The sequence below is a fragment of the Bradyrhizobium sp. WSM1417 genome (genome assembly GCF_000515415.1).
Taxonomy (GTDB): domain Bacteria; phylum Pseudomonadota; class Alphaproteobacteria; order Rhizobiales; family Xanthobacteraceae; genus Bradyrhizobium.
In genome coordinates, this window is the sequence record NZ_KI911783.1 from 4,341,727 (window position 1) to 4,363,257 (window position 21,531).

28 protein-coding genes and 1 pseudogene are annotated in these 21,531 nt (G+C 63.7%); 18 read left to right on the top strand and 11 right to left on the bottom strand.

Going from position 1 to position 21,531, the window contains the following annotated elements:
- Positions 1–81 precede the first annotated feature (81 nt).
- Positions 82–1,341 (top strand): serine hydrolase, encoded by a 1,260-nt coding sequence (locus BRA1417_RS0120720; protein ID WP_027517457.1) that lies wholly within the window; start codon positions 82–84, stop codon positions 1,339–1,341.
- Positions 1,342–1,347: 6 nt separating this feature from the next.
- Here BRA1417_RS0120720 and BRA1417_RS0120725 read toward each other — a convergent pair whose 3' ends face one another.
- Positions 1,348–2,898 carry a carboxylesterase/lipase family protein gene (locus tag BRA1417_RS0120725; RefSeq protein WP_027517458.1) on the bottom strand — a complete coding sequence of 517 codons (1,551 nt, stop codon included), beginning with the start codon at positions 2,896–2,898 and terminating at the stop codon, positions 1,348–1,350.
- Positions 2,899–3,147: 249 nt separating this feature from the next.
- On the opposite strand from BRA1417_RS0120725, the gene BRA1417_RS0120730 reads away from it, so the two are divergent.
- Genes BRA1417_RS0120730 through BRA1417_RS0120740 form a run of 3 tightly spaced genes read left to right on the top strand, consistent with a single transcriptional unit; the run spans position 3,148 to position 5,026 of the window.
- The gene (locus BRA1417_RS0120730) at positions 3,148–3,945 is read left to right on the top strand and encodes a helix-turn-helix domain-containing protein (RefSeq protein ID WP_027517459.1); all 798 of its coding nucleotides are present in this window, start codon (positions 3,148–3,150) and stop codon (positions 3,943–3,945) included.
- A gap of 56 nt (positions 3,946–4,001) precedes the next feature.
- Positions 4,002–4,664 (top strand): SRPBCC family protein, encoded by a 663-nt coding sequence (locus BRA1417_RS0120735; RefSeq protein ID WP_027517460.1) that lies wholly within the window; start codon positions 4,002–4,004, stop codon positions 4,662–4,664.
- Positions 4,664–5,026, top strand: coding sequence for a helix-turn-helix transcriptional regulator (locus tag BRA1417_RS0120740; RefSeq protein ID WP_027517461.1), 363 nt, complete (start codon positions 4,664–4,666; stop codon positions 5,024–5,026). Before BRA1417_RS0120735 ends, BRA1417_RS0120740 begins: the two co-directional genes overlap by 1 nt.
- Before the next feature lie 37 nt (positions 5,027–5,063).
- Here the strand turns inward: BRA1417_RS0120740 and BRA1417_RS0120745 are convergent, their stop codons facing one another.
- The 3 genes from BRA1417_RS0120745 to BRA1417_RS0120755 form a co-directional block, all read right to left on the bottom strand.
- On the bottom strand, positions 5,064–5,468 hold the full coding sequence (locus tag BRA1417_RS0120745) for an MAPEG family protein (protein WP_027517462.1): 405 nt from the start codon (positions 5,466–5,468) through the stop codon (positions 5,064–5,066).
- A gap of 25 nt (positions 5,469–5,493) precedes the next feature.
- Complete coding sequence (locus BRA1417_RS0120750) at positions 5,494–5,907, bottom strand: GFA family protein (protein WP_027517463.1); 414 nt, start codon at positions 5,905–5,907, stop codon at positions 5,494–5,496.
- 110 nt (positions 5,908–6,017) lie between these two features.
- Complete coding sequence (locus tag BRA1417_RS0120755) at positions 6,018–6,515, bottom strand: peptide deformylase (RefSeq protein ID WP_027517464.1); 498 nt, start codon at positions 6,513–6,515, stop codon at positions 6,018–6,020.
- A gap of 316 nt (positions 6,516–6,831) precedes the next feature.
- On the opposite strand from BRA1417_RS0120755, the gene BRA1417_RS0120760 reads away from it, so the two are divergent.
- A complete protein-coding gene (locus BRA1417_RS0120760; RefSeq protein ID WP_027517465.1) occupies positions 6,832–8,052 on the top strand; it encodes an MFS transporter in 1,221 nt (406 codons plus the stop codon).
- A 22-nt stretch (positions 8,053–8,074) separates the two neighbouring features.
- On the opposite strand, the gene BRA1417_RS0120765 is transcribed toward BRA1417_RS0120760, so the two are convergent.
- From BRA1417_RS0120765 to BRA1417_RS0120775, 3 genes are all read right to left on the bottom strand, one after another.
- On the bottom strand, positions 8,075–8,461 hold the full coding sequence (locus BRA1417_RS0120765) for an ester cyclase (protein WP_027517466.1): 387 nt from the start codon (positions 8,459–8,461) through the stop codon (positions 8,075–8,077).
- Between the two features lie 57 nt (positions 8,462–8,518).
- Positions 8,519–9,391, bottom strand: coding sequence for a bifunctional helix-turn-helix transcriptional regulator/GNAT family N-acetyltransferase (locus tag BRA1417_RS0120770; protein ID WP_027517467.1), 873 nt, complete (start codon positions 9,389–9,391; stop codon positions 8,519–8,521).
- A gap of 72 nt (positions 9,392–9,463) precedes the next feature.
- Entirely contained in the window at positions 9,464–9,817 is a 354-nt protein-coding gene (locus BRA1417_RS0120775; RefSeq protein ID WP_027517468.1) for an MmcQ/YjbR family DNA-binding protein, read from the bottom strand.
- A 157-nt stretch (positions 9,818–9,974) separates the two neighbouring features.
- On the opposite strand from BRA1417_RS0120775, the gene BRA1417_RS0120780 reads away from it, so the two are divergent.
- From BRA1417_RS0120780 to BRA1417_RS0120820, 9 genes and pseudogenes are all read left to right on the top strand, one after another.
- Positions 9,975–10,322 (top strand): Lin0512 family protein, encoded by a 348-nt coding sequence (locus tag BRA1417_RS0120780; protein ID WP_027517469.1) that lies wholly within the window; start codon positions 9,975–9,977, stop codon positions 10,320–10,322.
- Between the two features lie 4 nt (positions 10,323–10,326).
- Entirely contained in the window at positions 10,327–11,019 is a 693-nt protein-coding gene (locus BRA1417_RS0120785) for a GNAT family N-acetyltransferase (protein WP_027517470.1), read from the top strand.
- A 75-nt stretch (positions 11,020–11,094) separates the two neighbouring features.
- A pseudogene (locus BRA1417_RS40625) lies at positions 11,095–12,275 on the top strand (serine hydrolase domain-containing protein).
- Between the two features lie 98 nt (positions 12,276–12,373).
- Positions 12,374–12,583 carry a DUF2892 domain-containing protein gene (locus BRA1417_RS0120795; RefSeq protein ID WP_027517471.1) on the top strand — a complete coding sequence of 70 codons (210 nt, stop codon included), beginning with the start codon at positions 12,374–12,376 and terminating at the stop codon, positions 12,581–12,583.
- Complete coding sequence (locus BRA1417_RS0120800) at positions 12,580–13,101, top strand: RNA polymerase sigma factor (RefSeq protein ID WP_027517472.1); 522 nt, start codon at positions 12,580–12,582, stop codon at positions 13,099–13,101. Before BRA1417_RS0120795 ends, BRA1417_RS0120800 begins: the two co-directional genes overlap by 4 nt.
- Before the next feature lie 3 nt (positions 13,102–13,104).
- Positions 13,105–13,452, top strand: coding sequence for a carboxymuconolactone decarboxylase family protein (locus BRA1417_RS0120805; RefSeq protein WP_027517473.1), 348 nt, complete (start codon positions 13,105–13,107; stop codon positions 13,450–13,452).
- Positions 13,453–13,486: 34 nt separating this feature from the next.
- On the top strand, positions 13,487–14,152 hold the full coding sequence (locus BRA1417_RS0120810) for a DUF429 domain-containing protein (protein WP_027517474.1): 666 nt from the start codon (positions 13,487–13,489) through the stop codon (positions 14,150–14,152).
- A 114-nt stretch (positions 14,153–14,266) separates the two neighbouring features.
- Positions 14,267–14,410 (top strand): hypothetical protein, encoded by a 144-nt coding sequence (locus BRA1417_RS44860; protein WP_007609210.1) that lies wholly within the window; start codon positions 14,267–14,269, stop codon positions 14,408–14,410.
- Positions 14,411–14,503: 93 nt separating this feature from the next.
- On the top strand, positions 14,504–15,208 hold the full coding sequence (locus BRA1417_RS0120820) for a glutathione S-transferase family protein (protein WP_027517475.1): 705 nt from the start codon (positions 14,504–14,506) through the stop codon (positions 15,206–15,208).
- 2 nt (positions 15,209–15,210) lie between these two features.
- Here the strand turns inward: BRA1417_RS0120820 and BRA1417_RS0120825 are convergent, their stop codons facing one another.
- The 3 genes from BRA1417_RS0120825 to BRA1417_RS0120835 form a co-directional block, all read right to left on the bottom strand.
- Positions 15,211–15,993, bottom strand: coding sequence for a sulfite exporter TauE/SafE family protein (locus tag BRA1417_RS0120825; RefSeq protein WP_027517476.1), 783 nt, complete (start codon positions 15,991–15,993; stop codon positions 15,211–15,213).
- 3 nt (positions 15,994–15,996) lie between these two features.
- Positions 15,997–16,629: a TetR/AcrR family transcriptional regulator gene (locus BRA1417_RS0120830; RefSeq protein ID WP_027517477.1), complete on the bottom strand. Its 633-nt coding sequence runs from the start codon at positions 16,627–16,629 to the stop codon at positions 15,997–15,999.
- A 217-nt stretch (positions 16,630–16,846) separates the two neighbouring features.
- The gene (locus BRA1417_RS0120835; protein ID WP_027517478.1) at positions 16,847–17,218 is read right to left on the bottom strand and encodes a tRNA-binding protein; all 372 of its coding nucleotides are present in this window, start codon (positions 17,216–17,218) and stop codon (positions 16,847–16,849) included.
- Positions 17,219–17,323: 105 nt separating this feature from the next.
- Between BRA1417_RS0120835 and BRA1417_RS0120840 the strand changes: the two genes are divergently transcribed.
- On the top strand, positions 17,324–17,677 hold the full coding sequence (locus tag BRA1417_RS0120840) for an ArsC family reductase (protein WP_027517479.1): 354 nt from the start codon (positions 17,324–17,326) through the stop codon (positions 17,675–17,677).
- 39 nt (positions 17,678–17,716) lie between these two features.
- Here BRA1417_RS0120840 and BRA1417_RS0120845 read toward each other — a convergent pair whose 3' ends face one another.
- On the bottom strand, positions 17,717–18,400 hold the full coding sequence (locus BRA1417_RS0120845) for a PAS domain-containing protein (RefSeq protein WP_027517480.1): 684 nt from the start codon (positions 18,398–18,400) through the stop codon (positions 17,717–17,719).
- A 335-nt stretch (positions 18,401–18,735) separates the two neighbouring features.
- Here BRA1417_RS0120845 and BRA1417_RS0120850 point away from each other — a divergent pair, with 335 nt between their 5' ends.
- From BRA1417_RS0120850 to BRA1417_RS0120860, 3 genes are read left to right on the top strand one after another with little or no spacing between them, the layout of a single operon-like run.
- A complete protein-coding gene (locus BRA1417_RS0120850) occupies positions 18,736–19,491 on the top strand; it encodes an ABC transporter ATP-binding protein (protein WP_018459153.1) in 756 nt (251 codons plus the stop codon).
- Positions 19,484–20,230, top strand: a complete 747-nt coding sequence (locus tag BRA1417_RS0120855) for an ABC transporter ATP-binding protein (protein ID WP_027517481.1) — start codon at positions 19,484–19,486, stop codon at positions 20,228–20,230. The genes BRA1417_RS0120850 and BRA1417_RS0120855 overlap by 8 nt, the downstream gene beginning before the upstream one ends.
- Positions 20,231–20,263: 33 nt before the next feature.
- On the top strand, positions 20,264–21,487 hold the full coding sequence (locus BRA1417_RS0120860; protein WP_027517482.1) for an ABC transporter substrate-binding protein: 1,224 nt from the start codon (positions 20,264–20,266) through the stop codon (positions 21,485–21,487).
- Positions 21,488–21,531 lie beyond the last annotated feature (44 nt).

Consider the following 21,531-nt stretch of genomic DNA (forward strand, 5'->3'; position numbering starts at 1 on the left):
CACCTCGGCGCAAACACTGGATGTTCGCCACTCATCTCCATGATACGAAATCCCTCTCGTCGCTTCCGGAGCCCAATATTCATGTCCGCCGCCATCACCCCGAGTCAGCCCCCCGCAACCGCCGCTGAAACCGATCCCGAAACACTCGGCTGGATGAAGGGCTTCCCGCCACCGGAAAACCGCACCATCAGTTTCCAGGACGGCTCGTTCCGCAGCTTCCCCGAGCTGCGCTGGGCATGGAGCAACATCCGCCAGCTGGTGCCGACCGTGAACGTCTGGCGCGGGGCGGGGCCTGCATCGGTGCTGCCGCGGCAAGAGCATGACATCGGCGCGTCGGCCTCGACCACCATGGACGGTCGGCCCATGACGTTCGCGAAGATGCTCGAGGAAACCTATGCCGACGGGGTCGTCGTGCTGCATCGGGGCAGGCTGATCTATGAGCGCTATTTCGGCGCGTTGAAGCCGCACAAGCCGCATATTGCGATGTCAGTGACGAAGTCGTTCACGGGCGTGCTCGCCGGCATTCTGGTCGCCGAGGGAAAGATCGATCCGCAGGCGCCCGTCACGGACCATGTTCCGGAGCTGAAGGCGAGCGCGTTCGGCGATGCGCGCGTGCACGAGGTCATGGATATGACCACCGGGCTCGAATACACCGAAGTCTACACCGACAAGAACTCGCATGTGTGGGGACTGCGGCGCGCCAACGGCATGGCGCCGATTCCGCCCGACTATGACGGTGCGACCACCATCTTCGATTTCCTGGTCGCGCAGAAGAAGCAGGGCGAGCACGGCAAGGCCTTCGCCTACAAGACCGTCAACACCGACGTGCTGGCCTGGATCATCCGGCGCGTCAGCGGCATGAACTTGTCCGATCTGCTCTCCGAGCGCATCTGGCAGCCGATGGGTGCGGAGGAAGACGCGCATTATCACGTCGACCGCATCGGCACCGAAAGCGGTGGGGGCGGTCTCTCGACAACACTGCGCGATCTCGCCCGCTTCGGCGAGACCATGCGCAATCACGGCCGCTTCAACGGCCGGCAGATCGTGCCTTCATCTGTCGTCGAGGACATCGCGCGCGGCGGCGATCCCGAGAAATTCAAGCCCGCCGGTTACATCACGCTACCCGGTGCCTCCTATCGCAATCAATGGTGGGTCACGCACAATGCCCACGGCGCCTATATGGCGCGCGGTGTTCACGGGCAGGGCATCTATATCGATCCCAAGGCCGAGATGGTGATCGCGCGCTACGCCTCGCACCCCGCAGCGGGCAACGCCGCCAACGATCCCGTGACGCTGCCGGCCTACATGGCGCTGGCGAAGCAGCTGATGGCGGGCGGGTGAGCGCGCCTATCGCAGCTCCCGCCAGCGCATCGGCAGAATGCCGTCCTGCCTGAAACTGTCGAGGAAGCGAAAGCGGGCGGCTTGCGGATTGGGGCCGGCTTCGATCGTTGTGCCCAGGATCTGCATGAATTCGTTCTCGTCATAGGCGGGCCAGGGTGGCAGGCCTGATCCGTTGGGATCGCCATGCGCTGCGAAGTTCACCCAATACGCCATCATGGTCCGCGCCAGAGCGCGGTCCTCTTCGGCCGGTGGCGCCGAGCTGCCGATTACCTGTTGCGGCGTCAGGGTTCCGAACACAAACGGGATTTCAGTGACGTGCGAGGCGATCGGCGTGTAGTGCGAGGTATGGTTGAAGTGATAGCCGTAGACCGGCGCGCGTCCCCCGCGCCGATGCAGACGCAGCCACTGCCAGCATTGCTCGCCGACCACGATGTCGCCCGTGAGCGCGGACGCGGACGCCTTGGCCTCCGCGTCGGTCGCGGCGGGGTAGACCTTCAGGAAATCGGCCATGCGCTCCTTGCCGAACATCGCCTCGGCCGCGGCGAGAAAGGCTTGCACCGATTGATCGGGGAGTGACTGCGAGCGGAAAGGAAATTCCTCGGCGGCATTCCAGCCCGCCAGCAGCGGGATGTGCATCTGTTCGCCGCGCAGGAAGCGCCGTGCGGGCACGTCAGGCACGACATGACCATCGATACTCGGCGAGAAGGCCGTCACGACCGGGCTGGTCCTGAAACTCCACGGCGCGGCTGCATTCAGCCGATCGGCCGGCAGCTTGCGCAAAGCTGCGATGGACGCGTTGCCCTGTTGCCGGGCAAAAGCCAGACCACGCGCGCGGGCTTCTTCAAAGCCCTGGAGCGGGCCGTGCTTGCCATCCCAGAACGCGCCGCTCTGTCCCATGGCCTTGTGAAACAGTCCGTGCGCGAGCGGCGAGGCCATCAGGATGCCGACGGCCATGGCGCCGGCGGATTCGCCGAGCACGGTGACGTTATCGGGGTCGCCGCCAAAGCCGGCGATGTTGGCCTTGACCCAGCGCAGCGCCATCAGCTGATCCTGCAGGCCGTAATTGCCTGACGGCGCCTCCGCATCGAGATCGGGATGGGCGAGGAAGCCGAGGATGCCGAGGCGATAATTGAAGCTGACGACGACGACACCTTTTGCTGCTAGCCGGCCGCCATCGGTTGCGGGATTCGCTGAGGAGCCGAACTGAAAGCCGCCGCCGTGAATCCACACCATCACGGGCCGCGTCTCGTCGGCGTGCTTTGCCGCGGTCCAGACATTGAGATAGAGGCAATCCTCGTCACGCGGTCCCGGCCGCTGGTCGTTTTCGAGCGCCGATAGACATCCCGCGCCGAACACGAGCGCATCGCGCACGCCATCCCAGGGGGCCGGCGGCTGCGGTGCGCACCAACGCAGAGGCCCGACCGGCGGTGCTGCGTAGGGAATGCCTTTGAATGCGATCACGCCGCTTGCATCGCGCGGGCTGCCACGCACGAAGCCTGCTTGTGTGCGGACCACACGTTGCAGTCCGCCGGCTGTCGCACTCGTGAAACCATGCATCGTCACATCTCCAGGGCAATCGCACACAGAGCTTGGCCTTCATGGTTCGAGACGCCCGCCTGAGAGCGGGCTCCTCACCATGAGGATTTGCGATTGCGCCGCGAACGAGACCTCATCCTGAGGAGCCCACCGAAGCGGGCGTCTCGAAGGATGGCCACAGCGAAACCGCTTGCCACGCCGAGATCCTATCGACATTCGCCTCCGCTCGATTTAGATATTCCGCCAATCGATTGCTAAAAACAGGAAAGCATGCGACAGCCGCTCCGTTTTCCATGGCCTGATCTCGATGTCGATGACGTCTCCGCGCCCGTCATCGCCGTGCGCGTTGACGTGATCGGGACCAAGGGCGAGGTGGCCGATCACAGGCACCGCAAGGGGCAACTTGTCTTTGCGCTGGGCGGCGCTGTCACCTGTCGCGTTCCCACCGGTCTGTGGATGGTGCCGCCGCATTGCGCGGTGTGGATTCCAGGAGGCCTGCAGCACAGCAACCTTGCGACGGAAAACGCCCGGCTGTTTTTCGTCTACATCGAGCCTGATCTCGTGGACCTGCCGGATCGGTGCTGCACGCTTTCGATCTCCCCACTGCTGCGTGAATTAATCGTCGAGCTAGCCGATCAGATCGCGGATGACGATGCCAGGGTGGACCTTCTGGCGAGCGTCCTTCTGCGCGAGCTTCCCCGCATGCCGGTTCAGCAGCTCCATCTGCCGCTCTCGCCCGAGCCGCGCTTGAAGAAGATTGCCGCAGCGCTGGCGAAAAACCCTTCCGATCGCAGGACGCTGGCCGAATGGGCCGATCGCGTCGCGCTGAGCGAGAGCAGCCTCGCGCGTCTGGTCATTAGGGAGACGGGGCTGAGCTTCGGGCGCTGGCGCCAGCAATTGCATCTGATCGTCGCCTTGCGGGAGCTGACGTCCGGCGCGAGCGTGCAACAGGTGTCCGCCGATCTCGGCTACGACTCCGTCGCGGCCTTCATCACCATGTTCAAGAAGGCGCTCGGGAAACCGCCCGGGAAATATCTGAGCGGCATCTCTCCCAAATATAACGGTTGACTTATATTAGCTTCGACCGATATTCATCCTGATACGAAACGACAGGAGCACGCGATATGGAGATAGACGTCGCCAGGGTATTGGGGCTGGTTACGCGCTCGGTGAGGAATTTCGAGAAGGACGGGAAAGCGGCCAGTGCGGTGACACTGACTCGGCTTTACGAGACCAGCGTCGACGATCTCTGGGACGCAGTGACCAGCCCGCAACGCATTCCGCGCTGGTTCTTGCCGGTCGAGGGAGATCTCCGGCTCGGCGGAAAGTACCAGCTCAAGGGGAATGCCGGCGGGACCATCACGGCATGTACGCCGCCGACCCATTTTGCAGCGACATGGGAATTCGGCGGAGCGATGAGCTGGATCGATGTCAAGTTGACGGCGGAACGATCCCAAGCGCGGTTGACGCTTGAGCACACCGCAATCATCGAAGATCATTGGGAGCAGTTCGGTCCAGGGGCGGTCGGCATCGGCTGGGACCTCGCCATTGCGGGGCTGGAGCGATATGTTGCGACCGGGGCGTCGGTTGACCATAAGACGGCCGAGGCATGGATGGGCTCTCCCGCGGGTAAGGAATTCATGACAAGCAGCGGCGAGAATTGGCGCGCGGCGCACGTCGCAAGCGGCGTGGATCCTGTCTCCGCGAAGCAGCGGTCCGACCGCACCATCGCTTTCTATCGCGGCGAGACGCTGCCCGACGTCGCGCATCCGGGCACAGGAAGCTGATGCAAATCTTCGAGGTCCTCGCCGACCCTGTTCGCCGTCGCATTCTCGAGCTGCTTGCGCCCGGCGAGATGGCGTCCGGCGAGGTCGTCGAAGTGATCGGAGCGGAGTTCGGGATCACGCAGGCAGCCGTGTCGCAGCACCTCAAGGTGCTGCGCGAGAGCGGCTTCGCGACCGTCCGGGCGGAGGCGCAAAGGCGGCTCTACTCGGTCGACGTCGCTGGACTTCGCGCGGTGGACGCGTGGATCGGCCAGTTCAGGAGTTTCTGGGAGCCGAAGCTGGACGCGCTGGCGACGGAAATCGTGCGCGGCAAACGCGAGCGTCGTAACGCGCCAATGACCAAGCGGAGCGGGAAGCGGGCGTGAAGGCATCGCGGCAACGGCCACGTAGCATCGCGCCGCTTTAGTGAGGCACGAAAGCCGCTGCCAAAACAGCAAGCATGCCAAAGCTGGCGAGATTCCAGAACAGCGAGCGGACGAGCGGTATGCCGGATAGGTACAGCGCGGTGTAGGCGATGCGTCCGCCAAGATAGGCGATCGATCCCCAATAAGTCAGCTCAGTGTGAACGCCTGCGGAGTGAGAGATGAGGATCGCGGCGGCAAAGAACGGAAACGTCTCCATGTAGTTGCGGAAATTTCGGTTGAGGCGGCCGGGGATGGGCTTGAGCGGCGGCATCTCGGTGTCACGCGGGCTCGCAGCCCATCTGAGGCCGTGCTGCAGGTTCGCGGCTTGCGCGGCGGCGACAAGCTGTACGAAGCCCCAGACGATTGCGGCGGCCAGCATCGACAGCTCGAAGCTCATCGCCATTGGCTGTCCCCCAATCTGCAAGAAATCAGCGCGATCCCGGGTGCCATTCCGGGAGTTTGGGAATCTCGGGATCGAGGTGATCCCAGGCATATCCGCGCGAGCAGAACAGCACGACGGATGGTTTGAACGTGCTGGCGTCGTCAAGCGTGCCGACATAGATGCCGATGAACTCCGGCTTCTCGTCCGGCTTGTTATAGATCGGCGAGCCGCAGTTTGGACAGAATCCCTTGCGTTTGACCGCGCCGCTGTCGGCAGTGCGCTCGATTTCGCGCACCTCGCCTGTCACCGAGACTGCGCTGCGCGCGAACACGAAGATTGAGCTGTGGCCGCTGCCGGTGTCGCGCTGACAGTCGCTGCACTGGCATTGGAAGCCGCGGATCGGCGCGGACGCGATGGTGTAACAAACCGCGCCACAGGCGCAGCGACCTGAATATGTCATTCGTGTCCCTCCCGACGGGGCCGACCGTTCCAATCATATCAGGCTGGTTTGACTTCTCCATATCGAACAGCCGGCGCGATTTCACACAAGTCCGATCTTCGTCGGTACGCTCACCCGCGCGACATCTTCTCGAACTTCTTCACCAGCCGCTCCCGCTTCAGCCGCGACAGCCGCTGGATCCAGAACGTCCCATCGAGCTGGTCGATCTCGTGCTGGTGGCAGACGGCACGCAAGGCTTCCGACTCTTCAGTGTGCATCTCGCCGTCGATATCCTGATAGCTGATCCGCACGCGGGCGTGGCGCTGGACGTCGTCGGTGACGCCGGGCATCGAGACGCTGCCTTCGCGATGCAGGATCATCTCGGGTGAGGCCCATTCGATCTCCGGATTGACGTAGATCTGCGCACCCTCCTTGGCGTCGAGCTCGAGCACGACGACGCGCAAGGGCACGCCGATATGCGGCGCCGTGATGCCGATGCCGGGCGCGGCGCGCATGGTCTCGCGCAGATCATTTGCAAGCTCACGGAGCGCATCGTCGAACGCGGTGACAGGGTGGGCCGGCATCGCGAGGCGGCGGTCGGGATAGCGGACGATGGGGCGGATGGTCATGCAGGCTCCTGGCCGGAACCCTCGCGGACGAGGAGACGGCTAATCGGCTGCGCAAGGGAAGACGATCAAGAGCGGCGGGATGATGCCATCATGCAGGTGTTTTGCCCGACGAGTCAAACGGCGAGTCTTTCTTCGCACGGCAAAGAGCTGCGTTGTAAGTCCTTGATCCCAAAGCGCCCGGCTACTGTGCATGGGGTTGTTTTCGCCTTTTTTGCTTGGCAGGTCACAAAAGCGTGCCGCAAAAACTTGCGTCGGCCTGTCGGCCCACCATGTTCCCAATCGTCTTCCACCCAGACAGACCTGACGGGAGACCAAAATGAACGCTTCCTCCTATCGCTGGGTGATCGTCGCCGCCGGCGGCTTGCTCGGCTGCGTCGCCATCGGCGGCATGTTTTCGCTGCCGGTGTTCCTGCAGCCGATCGCAAAGGATACCGGCTGGTCCGTGACCGGCATCTCCAGCGCGATGACGATCGGCTTTCTGGCGATGGCCTGCACCAGCATGGCCTGGGGTACGCTGACGGACCGGTTCGGACCGCGGCCGGTGGTGCTGACGGGATCGACGGTGCTGACCGTGAGCCTGTTCGCGGCGAGCCACGCCACCTCGCTATTGGCGTTTCAGTTCGTCTTTGGCCTTCTGGTCGGGGCGTCCTGTGCTGCGATCTTCGCGCCGATGATGGCGACCGTGACCGGCTGGTTTGACAGCCATCGCAGCCTCGCGGTCTCGCTGGTGTCGGCCGGCATGGGCATGGCGCCGATGACGATGGCGCCGCTCGCGGCCTGGCTCGTCTCCGGCCACGACTGGCGCACCTCGATGCAGATCGTGGCGCTGGTGGTCGGCGCCATCATGATCCCGGTCTCGTTCCTGGTGCGCCGCCCGCCGGCGCTCGCGCACGCCGTGGCCGCGCCTGCGGGCGAGGGCGCCGTGCAAGGTGAGATGTCGATGGGAGAGGCGCTGCGCTCGCCGCAATTCCTGATCCTGCTCGCGACCAATTTCTTCTGCTGCGCCACCCATTCCGGCCCGATCATCCACACCGTCTCCTATGCCGTGAGCTGCGGCATCCCGCTGGTCGCGGCGGTGACGATCTACAGCATCGAGGGCTTTGCCGGCCTTGGCGGACGCATCGCCTTCGGCCTGATGGGGGACCGCTTCGGCGCCAAGCGCGTGCTCGTCTCGGGCCTGCTGCTGCAGGCGTTCGGCGCACTCGCCTATGTCTTCGCGCACCAGCTTGCGACGTTCTACGCGGTCGGGGCCGTCTTCGGCTTCATCTATGCCGGCACCATGCCGCTCTACGCGGTGCTGATCCGCGAAAACTTTCCGCTCAAGATGATGGGCACGGTGATCGGCGGCACCGCCATGGCCGGCAGTCTCGGCATGGCCACGGGCCCGCTCGCCGGCGGCCTGATCTACGATGCGTTCTCGAGCTACGCCTGGCTCTATATCGCCTCCTGGGCGATGGGCCTCGGCGCCTTCCTGATGGCGATGAATTTCAAGCCGTTCCCGAAGCCGCAAGCGGAGTTGGCGCCGGCAGCGGCGTAAGCAGGTCCATCGAGGCGCAGCGCTAGAGCTGCGCCTCGATCGCGCGCTTGTCGATGATGGACCACACGTGTCGTATTTTTCGGTCGCGAAATTGATAGAACACGTTTTCGCAGAAGGACACGCGCCTGCCGTTCACATCCAGCCCCAGAAACGTTCCAGCCGGCGTGCAATCGAATTTCAGCCGGGCGGCAATTTGGGGCGGATCGCAGACCAGCAGCTCGATGTCGAAATGCAGATCCGGAATTGCGCGAAAATCCTGCTCCAGCATGGCACGATAGCCGGACAGTCCGAATGGTTGCGCATTGTGGACGACGTCATCGTGAACGAACTGTCCGAGCGCGGGCCAATCCTGCCGGTTCAGGCAGGCGATGTAATTGCGGTAGATGTCGGCGAGGTCGGACCTGGTCATGGCGTTGCTCCTGCGGCTTCGGCCATAACGCGGCAACGGAAGGAAAGGCGCCGGCGCTCACAGACGTTTTTCGAAGAACAGGTCCGGGTAGGGGTCGTCATTGAAGCGGGGGATCTCGCTCCAGCCGCTTCGTCGGTAGAGCTGGCCGGCCTCCGCCAGGGCGCTGTTGGTGTCGAGCCGCAGCAGCTTGATGCCGAGCCCGCGCGCGGCATCCTCGGTCATGTCCATCAGGCGCCGGCCGAGCCGCAATCCGCGCGCCGCCGGTGCGACCCAGAGACGCTTGATCTCGGCATAGCCGTGATCCGTGCCCTTCAGCCCGACGCAGCCGATCGGCAGCGTGTCCGACATCGCGACGATGAACGTGCCGCGCGGGCGGCGCATATCCTTGGCGTCAGGATCGCGCGACAGCGAGACGTCAAAACCCTGCTTGAAGCGGCGGCCGAGCTCGCCATAATATTCGCCGAGGCAATAGCGCGCCTGTTCGCTCCGTGGATCCATCTCGTCCAGCGTGACGCGCTCGCGCGTCAATGCGGAAGCAATCAAATCCATCGCCGCCAGCAGCGCCTCGCGCTGCGAATGTTGGGCGAGGAAGCCCTCGGCCTGCGTATTCGACAGCGCCTCATAGGCCGCGAACTCGCGCCGGCCCGCACGCGTCAATGTCGCCACGCGGCGGCGCGCATCGTCCTCATGCGCATTGGTCTCGACCAACCCTTCGTCCTCCAGGCTGCGGAGCAGACGGCTCATCAGGCCGGAATCGAGGCCGAGATACTCGCGAATCTCGGCCACGTCCGAACGTCCATGCCCGATCGCGTTGAGCACGCGCGCCGCCCCCAGTGGCCGCCCGCGTCCCAGGAATGACGTGTCGAGCGCACCGACAGCGGACGTGACGGCACGATTGAAGCGGCGGACGCGGGAAACAGGGTCGAGCATGATGTCTGACATTAGTCAGGCATATCATCGAAGTCAATCGGTGCAGGCTTTCGCTTCAGCAGCGGCTGCGCTTCAGTCGAGCCCCAGCGCCCTGCGGGACTTCCGCGTGAGTTTCGCCGCGATCAGCGCGTGCGCCTGCGCCAGATAGCTCGTGAGTTCGGCGTCCGGCAGCGCGTTGTTGCCGACGAGCTGCACCCATTTGGCGCGCGCCAGATACGGCGCCGGCCGCGCAAGGCCGTGCTCGATCAGCATCGCATAGGCCATGTTCGAGACCTTGAACATGTAGCCGCCGGAGCGCGCGGCAAAGCCGCCGCCGAGTGCGAACATCTTGCCGCCGACCTTGAACACGGAGGTGCCCTCCCACTGCACCACCTTGGTGACGGCGGGCAGGCGCAGGCAGCGGGTTTCGAAAGTTTTGGGAGTCATCGCTTGAGCGATAGCACAGCGCACGCGGCTTACAACGGCGATGGAGCGCCACTGCGTGCCGCGCCGCGTCCGGGATACGAGGGGACGACCCCACTTGTATCGTGCCGTTCGATCCCCCACACTCCTCACCACTCAATCAGTCACAGGAATGAAGAACATGGCTCGCGTTCGCTGTATCACCGAGATGGGCATGGGCGTCGACGTCCACGGCAGGGACGCCACAAAGGCGGCGAGGCGTGCGGTCTCTGATGCCATCAGGCATTCGAGCCTCGGCTTCTTCCGGATGATCGACAAGACTGCGAACGACATGTTCGTGGACGTCACGATCGCGGTGCCGAATCCGGAAAGCGTCGACAAGGACGCGGTCGCGAAGGAGCTGCCTTACGGCACTGTCACCGTCAACGCGGTGAAGGGCGGGCTGGAGATTCCGTCGGCCCCGGAACAGGGCAACGATCCCATCCTCATCGCCAATGCCGCCGTCATCGTCAGTTTCGAGAAGGAGTGAAACGGTGTCCGACGGTGACGAGACCCTACTGGATCGTCCGATCTGGAGCGCGCTGACGACCAGCCACAAATATTTGGCCGAAGGCGGCCCGCGAGCACTGCGCTATCCGGTGGACGTGACGCCCTTTGCCGACATGGTCGACATGTCCGAGGCGAGCTTCGCCGCGCTCCGTGATCTCCTGTCGGGCCCGCAGGTCGCCGCGCTGTTCACACCGGAGGCCGTCGATGTTCCTGCAGGTTTCAAAGTCGTGGTGGCCGGACCCTGCGAGCAGATGATCGGCTCTCCGGCCGACAGTCCGCTTCGCGATGCCGAGATCGTCCGGCTGGGTGCAGCCGACGTTCCCGCCATGATGGCCCTGACGGAGTTGACGAAGCCCGGTCCCTTCGCGCGGCGCACGCACGAACTCGGGACGTTCCTCGGCATCCGTGCCGGCGGCGAATTGGTCGCGATGGCCGGCGAGCGCATGAAGCCGGGAAATTTCGTCGAGATGACGGCCGTCTGCGTCCACCCCGACCATCGCGGGCGGGGCTACGCGCAGGCGCTGCTGGCGGCGGTCGCACGCCAGATCGAGGCGCGAGGTGAAATTCCCTTCCTGCACGTGTTCTCGAGCAACTCATCGGCCATCGCGCTGTATCAGCGGCAGGGGATGTGGATTCGGCGCAGCCTGCACGTGACCGCGTTCATGAAGCAGGAATGAGCCGCGCCGTCCGCTCAGGCTTCTCATCTGGCGAATTCACGCTATATCGATCCCAACCATCATTGGGGGAAGCACATGGACGCCAGAACACCTGATTTTTCCGCCACGCGGACGGCAATGCAGCGTTACGTCGATCAGGAGATCATTCCGGGTGCATCCTGGGCGGTGCTGCGGGGCCGCGAGGTCGTCGATCAGCAATGCGTCGGTTTCGCCGATCGCGAGGAGGGCACCGCGCTGCAGCCCGATCACATATTTCGAGCCTTCTCCAATACCAAGATCTTCGTCACCTGCGCGGTCATGCTGCTGGTCGAGGAGGGCCGCATCGGGCTCGATGACGTTGTCGAGAAATTCTGCCGCAACTCGGCAATCGCAAGGTTCTGAAGCCGGGCGCTTTGAGCCTTGCCGACGTCGAGCCGGCGAAGAGCCCGATCACGATCCGGCAGCTTCTGACCCATACTTCCGGCCTCAGCTACGGCATCTTCGATCCCGGTACGGTGTTGTTCAAAGCCTACAACGAGGCGCGCGTCCTCAATCCCTTGACGCCGCTGACCGGCATGATCGACCAGCTCGCCGATCTGCCGCTGTCCTTCATCCCGGCGCGTCGTGGGAATATTCGGTTGCGACCGACGTGCTCGTACGCGTCGTGGAGGTCGTCTCCGGCAAGCCGCTCGACGCCGTCCTCAAGGCGCATCTTCGAGCCGCTCGGCATGACCGACACCGGCTTCCACGTGCCGGACGCGCAGCAGGGCAGGCTGGTGGCCCTCTACAACGGCGCGGATATCCTCGACCCCATGAAGCCCGGCCTGACCCGGGCCGATGACTTGCCTTATCCGCAGGCCTATCGGCGGCAGTTCCCGCGGCTGTCAGGCGGCGGCGGACTGGTCTCGACCTTGCCCGAAATGCTCGCTTTGATACGGGCGCTGCTCCCGGGCTCCGATGCGCTGCTGAAGCGGGAGACGCTGCGGCAGATGATGACGAACCAGCTGCCCGCCGGCGAGAACATCCGCTTCGCCAATCTCGGCCCGATCCCCGGCAAAGGCTTTGGCCTCGGCGGCGCCGTCACCTTCGCGCCGATGCCGTTCGATCCCCCGAATTCGACCGGCGAATTCCAGTGGGGCGGCCTTGCCGGCACCCATTGGTGGATCTGCCCGCAGGCCAATACCGCCGGTGTGCTGATGACGCAGCGCTACATGGGCTTCTGGAATCCGTTCTTCTTCGAATTCAAGCGGCTGGCCTATCAGGCCGTCGGAGGCTGATCGCGAAAAAAATTGCAGTTTGCCGCGAATCCTTTCCGGTCGTCGCGCCCTCTCTTGACGGTCGAGGCATTTTGGCTCGGCTTATGTCGGAGGATCTGATGGCATTTTACAGGAAGAACATCGGGGGCCTGCATCAGGCCGTGCGGATCGCCTTGGGCGTCGCGGTGGCCGTCGCGGCATTCGTGTATCTTACCGGCGCCGCGGCGTGGCTGGTTGCGCTCGGCGGCGCCGGCTTCGCACTGACCGGCCTCGTCGGCTATTGTCCGATGTGCGCGATGGCCGGCATCGGAAGAGGAGGCGTGTCGTGAGCGCCGCTGGGATCTCGCCGGACCTGTTCGAGGCCGCGCGCCTTGGCGATCCCCAGGCGATCGCGTCTCTGCTCGAGACGGCGCAGCCGAACATCCGCCGCTATGCCCGCGCCACCTGTCGCAGCTCGGCAGATGCCGAGGATGCAACGCAGGAGGCGCTGTGGATCCTGTTTCGCCATGTCGGCACGATCCGTTCGTGGCTGGCGTTTTCGGCCTGGCTGTTCAGTGTGGTCCGCCGCGAATGCCTGCGGCTCGCCCGTAAGACAGGTCTCGCGTCGGCGATCGACGGCGGAGAGGCGGAGGCGCTGCTGCTGTCGCGTCCTGAAGCCGATTTGCGGCTCGACGTTGCAGCGGCCTTCGAGGCACTGCCGCCGCACTACCGCGATGTCGCGCTGATGCGCGACGTCAAGGAAATGACCATCGACGAAATCGCCGTCGCACTCGGTGCGACCCGGCAGGCCGTGAAAGCACGTCTGCATCGCGCCCGCGCCCTGATGCGCGAATATCTGACGAGGTGAGCCATGACCTGTTATCAAAGCCCTGACGATCTGAAATCCATCCCGCCCTTGGTGGCGCTCGCGCCGGTCGAGGCCAACGCGTTCCTTGCGTTCAACCACGCGGTCGAGCGCAAGGACGGATTGATTCCGCCAAAATATCGCGAGCTGATCTCGCTCGCGGTCGCGCTCACCACGCAATGCGCCTATTGCCTCGATGTGCACACGGCGCAGGCGGCGAAGGCCGGTGTAACGCGCGAAGAAATCGCGGAAGCCGCGCTGATTGCGGCGGCGGTTCGCGCCGGCGGCACGCTCGGCCACGCGTTGCTGGCGCAGCGCCTGTTCGAGCAGCACCGGGGCGAGGAACCGGGATAGAGGAGCGGGCGGACGCCCGTCAGGAATCAGGAAATTGCCAAACTATCTCGGCCTCGATGGATTCCGCTTCGGCTGGGTCGCCGCCTGGATCGACCAGCGCGGCGATCACGGCTTCGACTATTCGCCGGGTCTCGTGCGGCTGCTTGCGCTGCCGCATGCCCGGGCGATGATCGACATGCCGATCGGATTGAAATGGAGCGGATATCGCATCTGCGATTTGCGTGCGCGCGAGCTGGTCGGTCCTGCCGTGTTTCTCGGCGCGCGCCGCGACCTCTGGAAATTTGCCGACATGGCCGCAACTAACCGTCACTACTGGGAGTGCGAGGGCAAGGGCAGGGGCGTGTCAGCGCAGCTCTGGAACATCAGGGACAAGATCAGGGACGCCGACGAGATCATGACGCCGGCGCGGCAGACGACGATCGGCGAAGCGCATCCGGAATTGATCTTCTGGAATCTCGCTGGGCAGGCCCGGCTTGCAAAGAAGACGTCTGCAGAGGGCCGGGAGCAGCGCATCGCACTCCTGCACCAGCGCGGCTTCGTGCGCTTGCCGACATGGCTGAATCAACGACACGGCACCGGCATCGGCCGCGACGATCTCATCGACGCCTGTGCCTGCGCGGTCGCGGCACGCGACAGCACGCAGCGGTTCGGCGGGGAGGAGACCGACCCGCGGGGCTTGCGGATGGAGATCAATTATTGAGGCCGTCGGAGTGCGAGGGATCGGGAAAAAGCTGCAATTTATTTGAAGCTTGCAGGAACAGACGATGGCCGGCCCGCGTTCCTCGTGCGAACCGAACACGGAGAAGCTCGTCCGATGAGGGATGCCAGTCAGTTCGCGACCGCGATGCTTGCGCTCGTCTTCACCGGAGCACTGCTCGTCACCGGCCAGCTCTTCATCGAGCAACGCGCACAGCGCGACGTGATGCACGCCACCAACCATTTGCTGCGGCCGTTGTGACCTGTGCGGGAAATTGAACTGACCACTCGACCTTGCGTCGTTCGTCCGCTGGCCTAGACTAGGCGGCATCTCATGAACGAAGCCGGGGTCCTGATGTCCGATCTGTCCGCCTTTCCCATCACCAGGCGCTGGCCGGCCAAGCACCCGGAGCTGCTCCAGCTTTATTCGCTGCCGACGCCGAACGGCGTCAAGGTCTCGATCATGCTGGAAGAGATCGGGCTTCCCTACGAAGTCCATCTCGTCGATTTCGGTAAGGACGACCAGAAGACGCCGGAATTCCTCTCGCTCAATCCGAACGGCAAGATCCCGGCGATCCTCGATCCCGATGGTCCCGGCGGCAGGCCGCTACCGCTGTTCGAATCCGGAGCGATCCTGCAATACCTCGCGGAGAAGACCGGCAAGCTGCTGCCGCAGGATGCCGCGCGCCGTTACCAGGCCATCCAGTGGCTGCATTTCCAGATGGGCGGCATCGGGCCGATGTTCGGCCAGGTCGGCTTTTTCCACAAATTCGCCGGCAAGGATTTCGAGGACAAGCGGCCGCTCGAGCGCTATGTGGGCGAGGCCAAGCGGCTGCTCGGGGTGATGGAGATGCATCTTGCCGGCCGGCAATGGTTCATGGACGACGACTACACCATCGCCGACATCTCCATGCTGGGCTGGGTGCGCAATCTCATCGGTTTCTACGGCGCCGGCGATCTTGTCGCGTTCAGCCAGTTCAAATCCGTCGCCGCCTGGCTCGAGCGCGGGCTGGCGCGTCCGGCGGTCGAGCGCGGGCTGAACATTCCGAAGCGGCCGTAAGATCAGGTTAGCGCCTTGTGGGTCATGTAGAGCGCCATCAGCAAGATGAGGGCGATCATGACCCGGCGCAGCACCGATTTGCTGACGCCATTGGCCGCGCGTGCGCCGAGATCGGTGCCGAACCAGAGGCCGGCAAGGATGCCGATGATCGCCGGCCAGCCGACCATGAGTCCCTTGCTCCAGTAGATCCACGCGGCCGGAATATTGGTCGGGATGACCGAGAAGACGAGGCCGACGAGCTGGGCCTGATGCTGCGGCACCCGCAGGCCCGCCGCGAGCCCGACGGTGATCGCGAGCCCGCCGCCGATGCCCATGAAGCCGGAGGAAAATCCGGCGAGCATGCCGATGAGGAGCAGCGGCAGCCAGGGCAGCTTGTCCCGGTCGCCGATCTCCTTGCTTGTCTCCTCGCGGTCGCGGCGCAGGATCAGGAGAGCGATCAGCGCGACGAGATAGACGACGTAGGTCCATTGCAATACCGAGTCGGAGACCGCCGCCGCGGCGTAGCCGCCGCCGGCGCCGCCGAAGAGAAACCCGATGCCGATCCAGACGATCCACAGCAACGGGCTACGATTGCCGCTCTGCCAATAGCGGCGAACGCCCGCGAGTCCGGTCGGTGGAACCTGCGTGATCAGCGATGTCCCCTGGGCGACGTGTTGCTCGGCGCCGAGTAGCAGCACGCTGAAGATCACGAGACCGCCTCCGGGACTCGTGCCCATGAAGCCCGATGTCAGCCCGCCGATGAGGCCGACCCCAATGCCTGCGAGCGAGTCATGGATCCACGACATCGCTTAGTTCCTGGTCCGTCGCTTGACGTCGGTCTTGGTGGTGCGAAATCCATCGATCACGCCGGTCACGGCTGCCATGCAGGCCTCGATGTCAAAATCCTGGCCCCAGCATTTTTGCAGCACAAAGCCTTGGAAGATCGCGATCAGCACGCGCGCGATCGCTTCCGCACCGAGATCGCGCTTGATGAGGCCGTCATGCTGGCCGCGCTCGACCAGCGCGACGATCAGGGCGCGCGGCATGTCGATGCCTTCTACGATGCGGGTGCGGACGCGGCGGTTGCGCAGGGCCTCGGCCCAGCCGTGGATGCCGACGCGGCGGCGCGCTTCGCCGGTGGGATCGGTGAGCCATTGCGCGTAGACGCCGACCAGCGCGTGAAGTCCTTCGATCGGATCGCCCGATCCTTGCGCGACCGAGTTGAGCACGGCCTCGCGCCGGTGCCGGTCGTCGGCGAGTGCCTCGATCAGATCGTCCTTGCTCTGGAAGTAGAGATAGACGGCACCATGGCTCAGCCCCGACCGTTTGACGATGTGGGCCATCCCGGTCTGGTGAAAACCATCCTCGGCGAAGCAGGCAAGGGCGGCTGCGAGAATCTGCTGCCGCCGGCCTTCACGTTGCTTGTCGCTGATCTTGGGCATCCGGCCATCCCATAAATAACTGACAAATCGATCGTTTATTCGTTCTGCAGGAGATGCGCTCTGCGGTGCTGAGTATGATAAAAAACGATTAGTCAGTCATTTTTATTGCCAAAGAGTATCCCGGTCAAGCCCGACGCCCGAAGGGCCGGGAAACAGGAGGTTGAGCCTGTAAAGAGGCGCCGCCGGCGGCCAGGAACCTTCCCTCGATCGCGCAGTGCTAGAACAGCCGTCCGCCGTTTGGCACGAGCTTGCTCGGCTGCACCAGAACGACCTTGCCGTCGGCATCGGGAAAACCGAGGGTCAGCACCTCCGAGACAACAGGGCCGATCTGGCGCGGCGGGAAATTCACGACCGCAGCCACCTGTTGGCCCACCAGCGTTTCGAGCGGATGGTTTTCGGTGATCTGCGCAGAGCTCTTGCGCACGCCGATCGCGGGGCCGAAGTCGATCCACAGCCGCCAGGCCGGCTTGCGTGCTTCCGGGAAAGGCTTCGCATCGACGATGGTGCCGACGCGGATATCGACCGCGAGAAAAGTGTCGAAGTCGGTGGTCGGCGACGCAGTCGCGGCTGGATCATGAGTGACGTGCATGGAGTGTCCGTTCGAAGAGCTGGCATCGTTCGCAATATTGTCGCGCGAACCGGAGTTGCGTACAACGCCTTGGGATCACGATACGAAGCATGCGCGAGGAACGTTTTGCCCAACATCATCTACGGCATCAAGAACTGCGACACCATGAAGAAGGCGCGCGCCTGGCTCGACATCCATGGCGTCGCCTATGCGTTTCACGACTACAAAACGGCGGGCGTGGAGAAGGACAAGCTCAAGCAGTGGAGCGACAAGGTCGGTTGGGAGACGCTGCTCAATCGCGCCGGAACGACCTTCAAGAAGCTGCCCGATGCCGACAAGGAAGGCCTTTCGGAGAAAAAGGCGCTGGCGTTGATGCTAGCGCAACCATCGATGATCAAGCGGCCGGTGCTTGAAGTCGGCGGCAAGCTGCTGGTCGGCTTCAAGCCGGACGTCTATGCCAAGGAAGTCACGACCAAGTAAGTCACGACCAAGGAAGCCGCCGCCAAATCGCGCTGAGCGCTAGTTCAGTTCGATGATCTCGGTGGGAACACCGGAGCCCTGCTGGTCCGCGAACTCGACCAACTCGGCCGGCGCGATGCGGCCGGGGGTGCGATGGAACAGGTCCCGATCGATCACCGCGCGCAATCTTGAGCGCGGCAGCGCGTCATTTCCGCGCATCAGATTCTTGATCTCGAAGCCGCCGTCCTCGCAAAAGGTCTTGAGCGACGCGATGATGTGACAGACCTTGCCGTCAGTCTGGAACGGCAGCAGCAGGCGCTCATAGGCGACGATACGGCCGTAGATGTCATCGACGTCGGCAACGCTGTAGACAGGCAGCCCGCGCGCCACGCATTCATGATAGACCGGCATCACCAGGGGCGCGAGACGCGGTCCGATATAGTCATCGAGCAGGGCGCCCTTGCCGGTGTGTCCATAGGCGCGCGAGATGCGCGTACCTTCGCTCTGGATGATCAGACGCAGCGTCGGCGTCGACATGTCCACCGTATAATAGATCAGATCGGAGAGCTCTTCCTCGAGCCGCGCAGGCTGGTACTCCCAGATCGCCGGGGCCGTCTGCTCGCGCGCATAGAGCCGCAGCCACGTGTTCAGGAGATCACGCTGCCTGATCGATTTCACCACGGAAGGAGCGGCGCTTGCAAAATCCAAGACAATATTCCCGGCGAATAGAAATTCCGGACGCATGAAACCCGCGCATGATCCTCGCTGCGGGAAAATTTTCCATGAAGGCTGGCGCATGGAACGAAAGACCGTTAACGACGGCTTGATGACCGGCGCTTTGCGAACCGGGAAGCCGGGCAGGCGCGACATCAAAACACGTCCGACTAAGGGAGCATAAGTCTCCCGGCCGGAGGCCTGACCTGCTCAGCTTTCCGCCTTGCCTAACCCCCGTCACCTCCGGCATATTCCGCGCCCGGAGGCGGCGTTCCGGATGGGCTCCAGGGAGTGGCTCCAAGGCCTCCGGAAAGCTGAAGCAACAAGGATAGCCACGCGCGTTGTGCGGGCAGGGGGAAAACTGTTTGGCCGATGAGTTCATTCTCGAAACGGAAGGCTTGACCAAGGAGTTCGCGGGCTTCTTCGCCGTCCGCGACGTTGCGCTCAAGGTTCGCCGTGGGAGCATTCACGCGTTGATCGGCCCGAACGGCGCCGGCAAGACGACGTGCTTCAATCTTTTGACCAAGTTCCTCAAACCGTCTGCCGGAAAAATCCTGTACAAGGGGCAGGACATCACCGCGATGGCGCCCGCCGACGTGGCCCGCCTGGGGCTGGTGCGCTCGTTCCAGATTTCGGCGGTATTTCCCCATCTCACCGCGCTGGAAAACGTCCGCGTCGCGCTTCAGCGCCAGCACGGCAGCTCCTTCGATTTCTGGCGCTCCAAATCCGTGCTCAACCAATTCAACGATCGCGCACGCGAGCTGTTGAACGATGTCGGCCTGAGCGAGTTTTCCAATACGCCCGCGGTCGAGATGCCCTATGGGCGCAAGCGTGCACTGGAGATCGCAACCACGCTCGCGCTCGACCCCGAGATGATGCTGCTGGACGAGCCGATGGCCGGCATGGGCCACGAGGACATCGATAAGATCGCGGCGCTGATCAAGCGCATCTCCGCGAAATACACCATCCTGATGGTCGAGCATAATCTGAGCGTCGTGGCCAATCTCTCCGACATCATCACCGTGTTGACGCGCGGGCAGGTGCTCGCGCAGGGCCATTACAGCGAACTCACCAAGGACGAACGCGTCAAGGAAGCCTATCTGGGAGCCGGTCATGGCTGAGACTGCAACGGCGGAAGCTCCCGCAAAGGCCGCGAGCGGCGGCAACCTCCTCCAGGTCCGCAACCTCGAAGCCTGGTACGGTGAGTCCCACATCCTGCACGGGATCAACTTCGACGTGAACGCGGGCGAGGTCGTCACCCTGCTCGGGCGCAACGGCGCCGGCAAGACCACCACGCTGAAGTCGATCATGGGCATCATCGGCAAGCGCACCGGCTCGGTGAAATTCAACAATCAGGACATCATCCGCACGACCTCGGACAAGATCGCGCGGATGGGAATCGCGTTCTGCCCGGAAGAGCGGGGGATTTTCTCCAGCCTCGATGTCCGGGAGAACCTGCTGCTGCCGCCGGTGGTGCGTCCCGGCGGATTGCCGCTCGAGCAGATCTTCGATCTGTTTCCGAACCTGAAGGAACGGCTCAACAGCCAGGGAACCAAGCTCTCCGGCGGCGAGCAGCAGATGCTTGCGATCGCGCGCATCCTGCGCACCGGCGCGAACTTCCTGATGCTGGACGAGCCGACCGAGGGTCTCGCGCCCGTCATCATCCAGCAGATCGGCCACACCATTGCGCGGCTCAAGAAAGAGGGTTTTACGATCCTCCTGGTCGAGCAGAACTTCCGGTTCGCATCCACCGTCGCCGACCGCTATTACGTGGTCGAGCACGGCAAGATCATTGACGGATTTTCCAATGCGGAGCTTGCCGCCAACATGGACAAGCTCCACACCTATCTCGGCGTCTAGAACGGCCAACAAGAAGATTCATAGGGAAGTAGCATGATGACAAAGTCGATTGCGTCGTTTCTGCTCGGGACGGCGTTGGCCGTGACCGCCACCGGTGCAGCCTTCGCGCAGGACAAGACCGTCAAGATCGGCGCTCTGTCCGATCAGTCCGGGCTCTATGCCGACCTCGGCGGACCGGGCTCGACGCTCGCCGCGCAGATGGCCATTGAAGATTCCGGCCTGGCTGCGAAGGGCTGGAAGATCGACATCATCTCGGGCGATCACCAGAACAAGCCCGACATCGGCACCGCGATCGCGCGGCAATGGTTCGATGTCGACAAGGTCGACGTCATCGTCGACGTGCCGAATTCCGGCGTGGCGCTGGCGGTCAACAACGTCATCAAGGAAAAGAACGGCGTCTACATCAACTCGGGCGCGGCGACCTCGGATTTGACCAACGCGCAGTGCTCGCCCAACACGGTGCACTGGACCTACGACACCTACATGCTGGCCCACACCACCGGTCAGGCGCTGGTGAAGGCCGGCGGCGACACCTGGTTCTTCCTGACCGCCGACTACGCCTTCGGCGCGGCGCTGGAGCGCGACACCACTGCTGTCGTTACCGCAAATGGCGGCAAGGTGGTCGGCGGCGTCAAGCACCCGCTCAACACGCCGGACTTCTCGTCCTTCCTGCTGCAGGCGCAGGCCTCCAAGGCCAAGATCATCGGCCTTGCCAATGCCGGCGGCGACACCACCAACACGATCAAGCAGGCGGCCGAGTTCGGCATCGTCAAGGGCGGCCAGAAGCTCGCGGCGTTGCTGCTGTTTCTCACCGACGTCAAGGCGATTGGGCTCGAGACCGCACAGGGCCTCAACTTCACCGAGACCTTCTACTGGGACATGAACGACCAGACCCGGGCGTTCTCGAAGCGCTTCGCCGAGAAGATGAAGAACAACGCGCCGCCCACGATGGTGCAGGCCGGCGTCTATGCGGGCGTGCGTCACTATTTCAAGGCACTGGAAGCGCTCGGCGGCAACCCGCATGACGGCGCCAAGGTCGTCGAGAAGATGAAGTCGATGCCGACGGAAGACGATCTGTTCGGCAAGGGCGAGATCCAGCCCAACGGCCGCACCATCCACAACGCCTATCTGTTCGAGGTGAAGAAGCCCTCCGAGTCCAAGGGACCGTGGGATTTCTACAAGCTGGTCGGCACCGTGCCGGGCGACCAGGCCTTCACGCCGCTGTCCGAGAGCAAGTGCGCGCTCTTGAAGAAGTAAGCTAACCGCCCGCAGGCCATCAGGCCTGCGGGCGACTTTCAGGG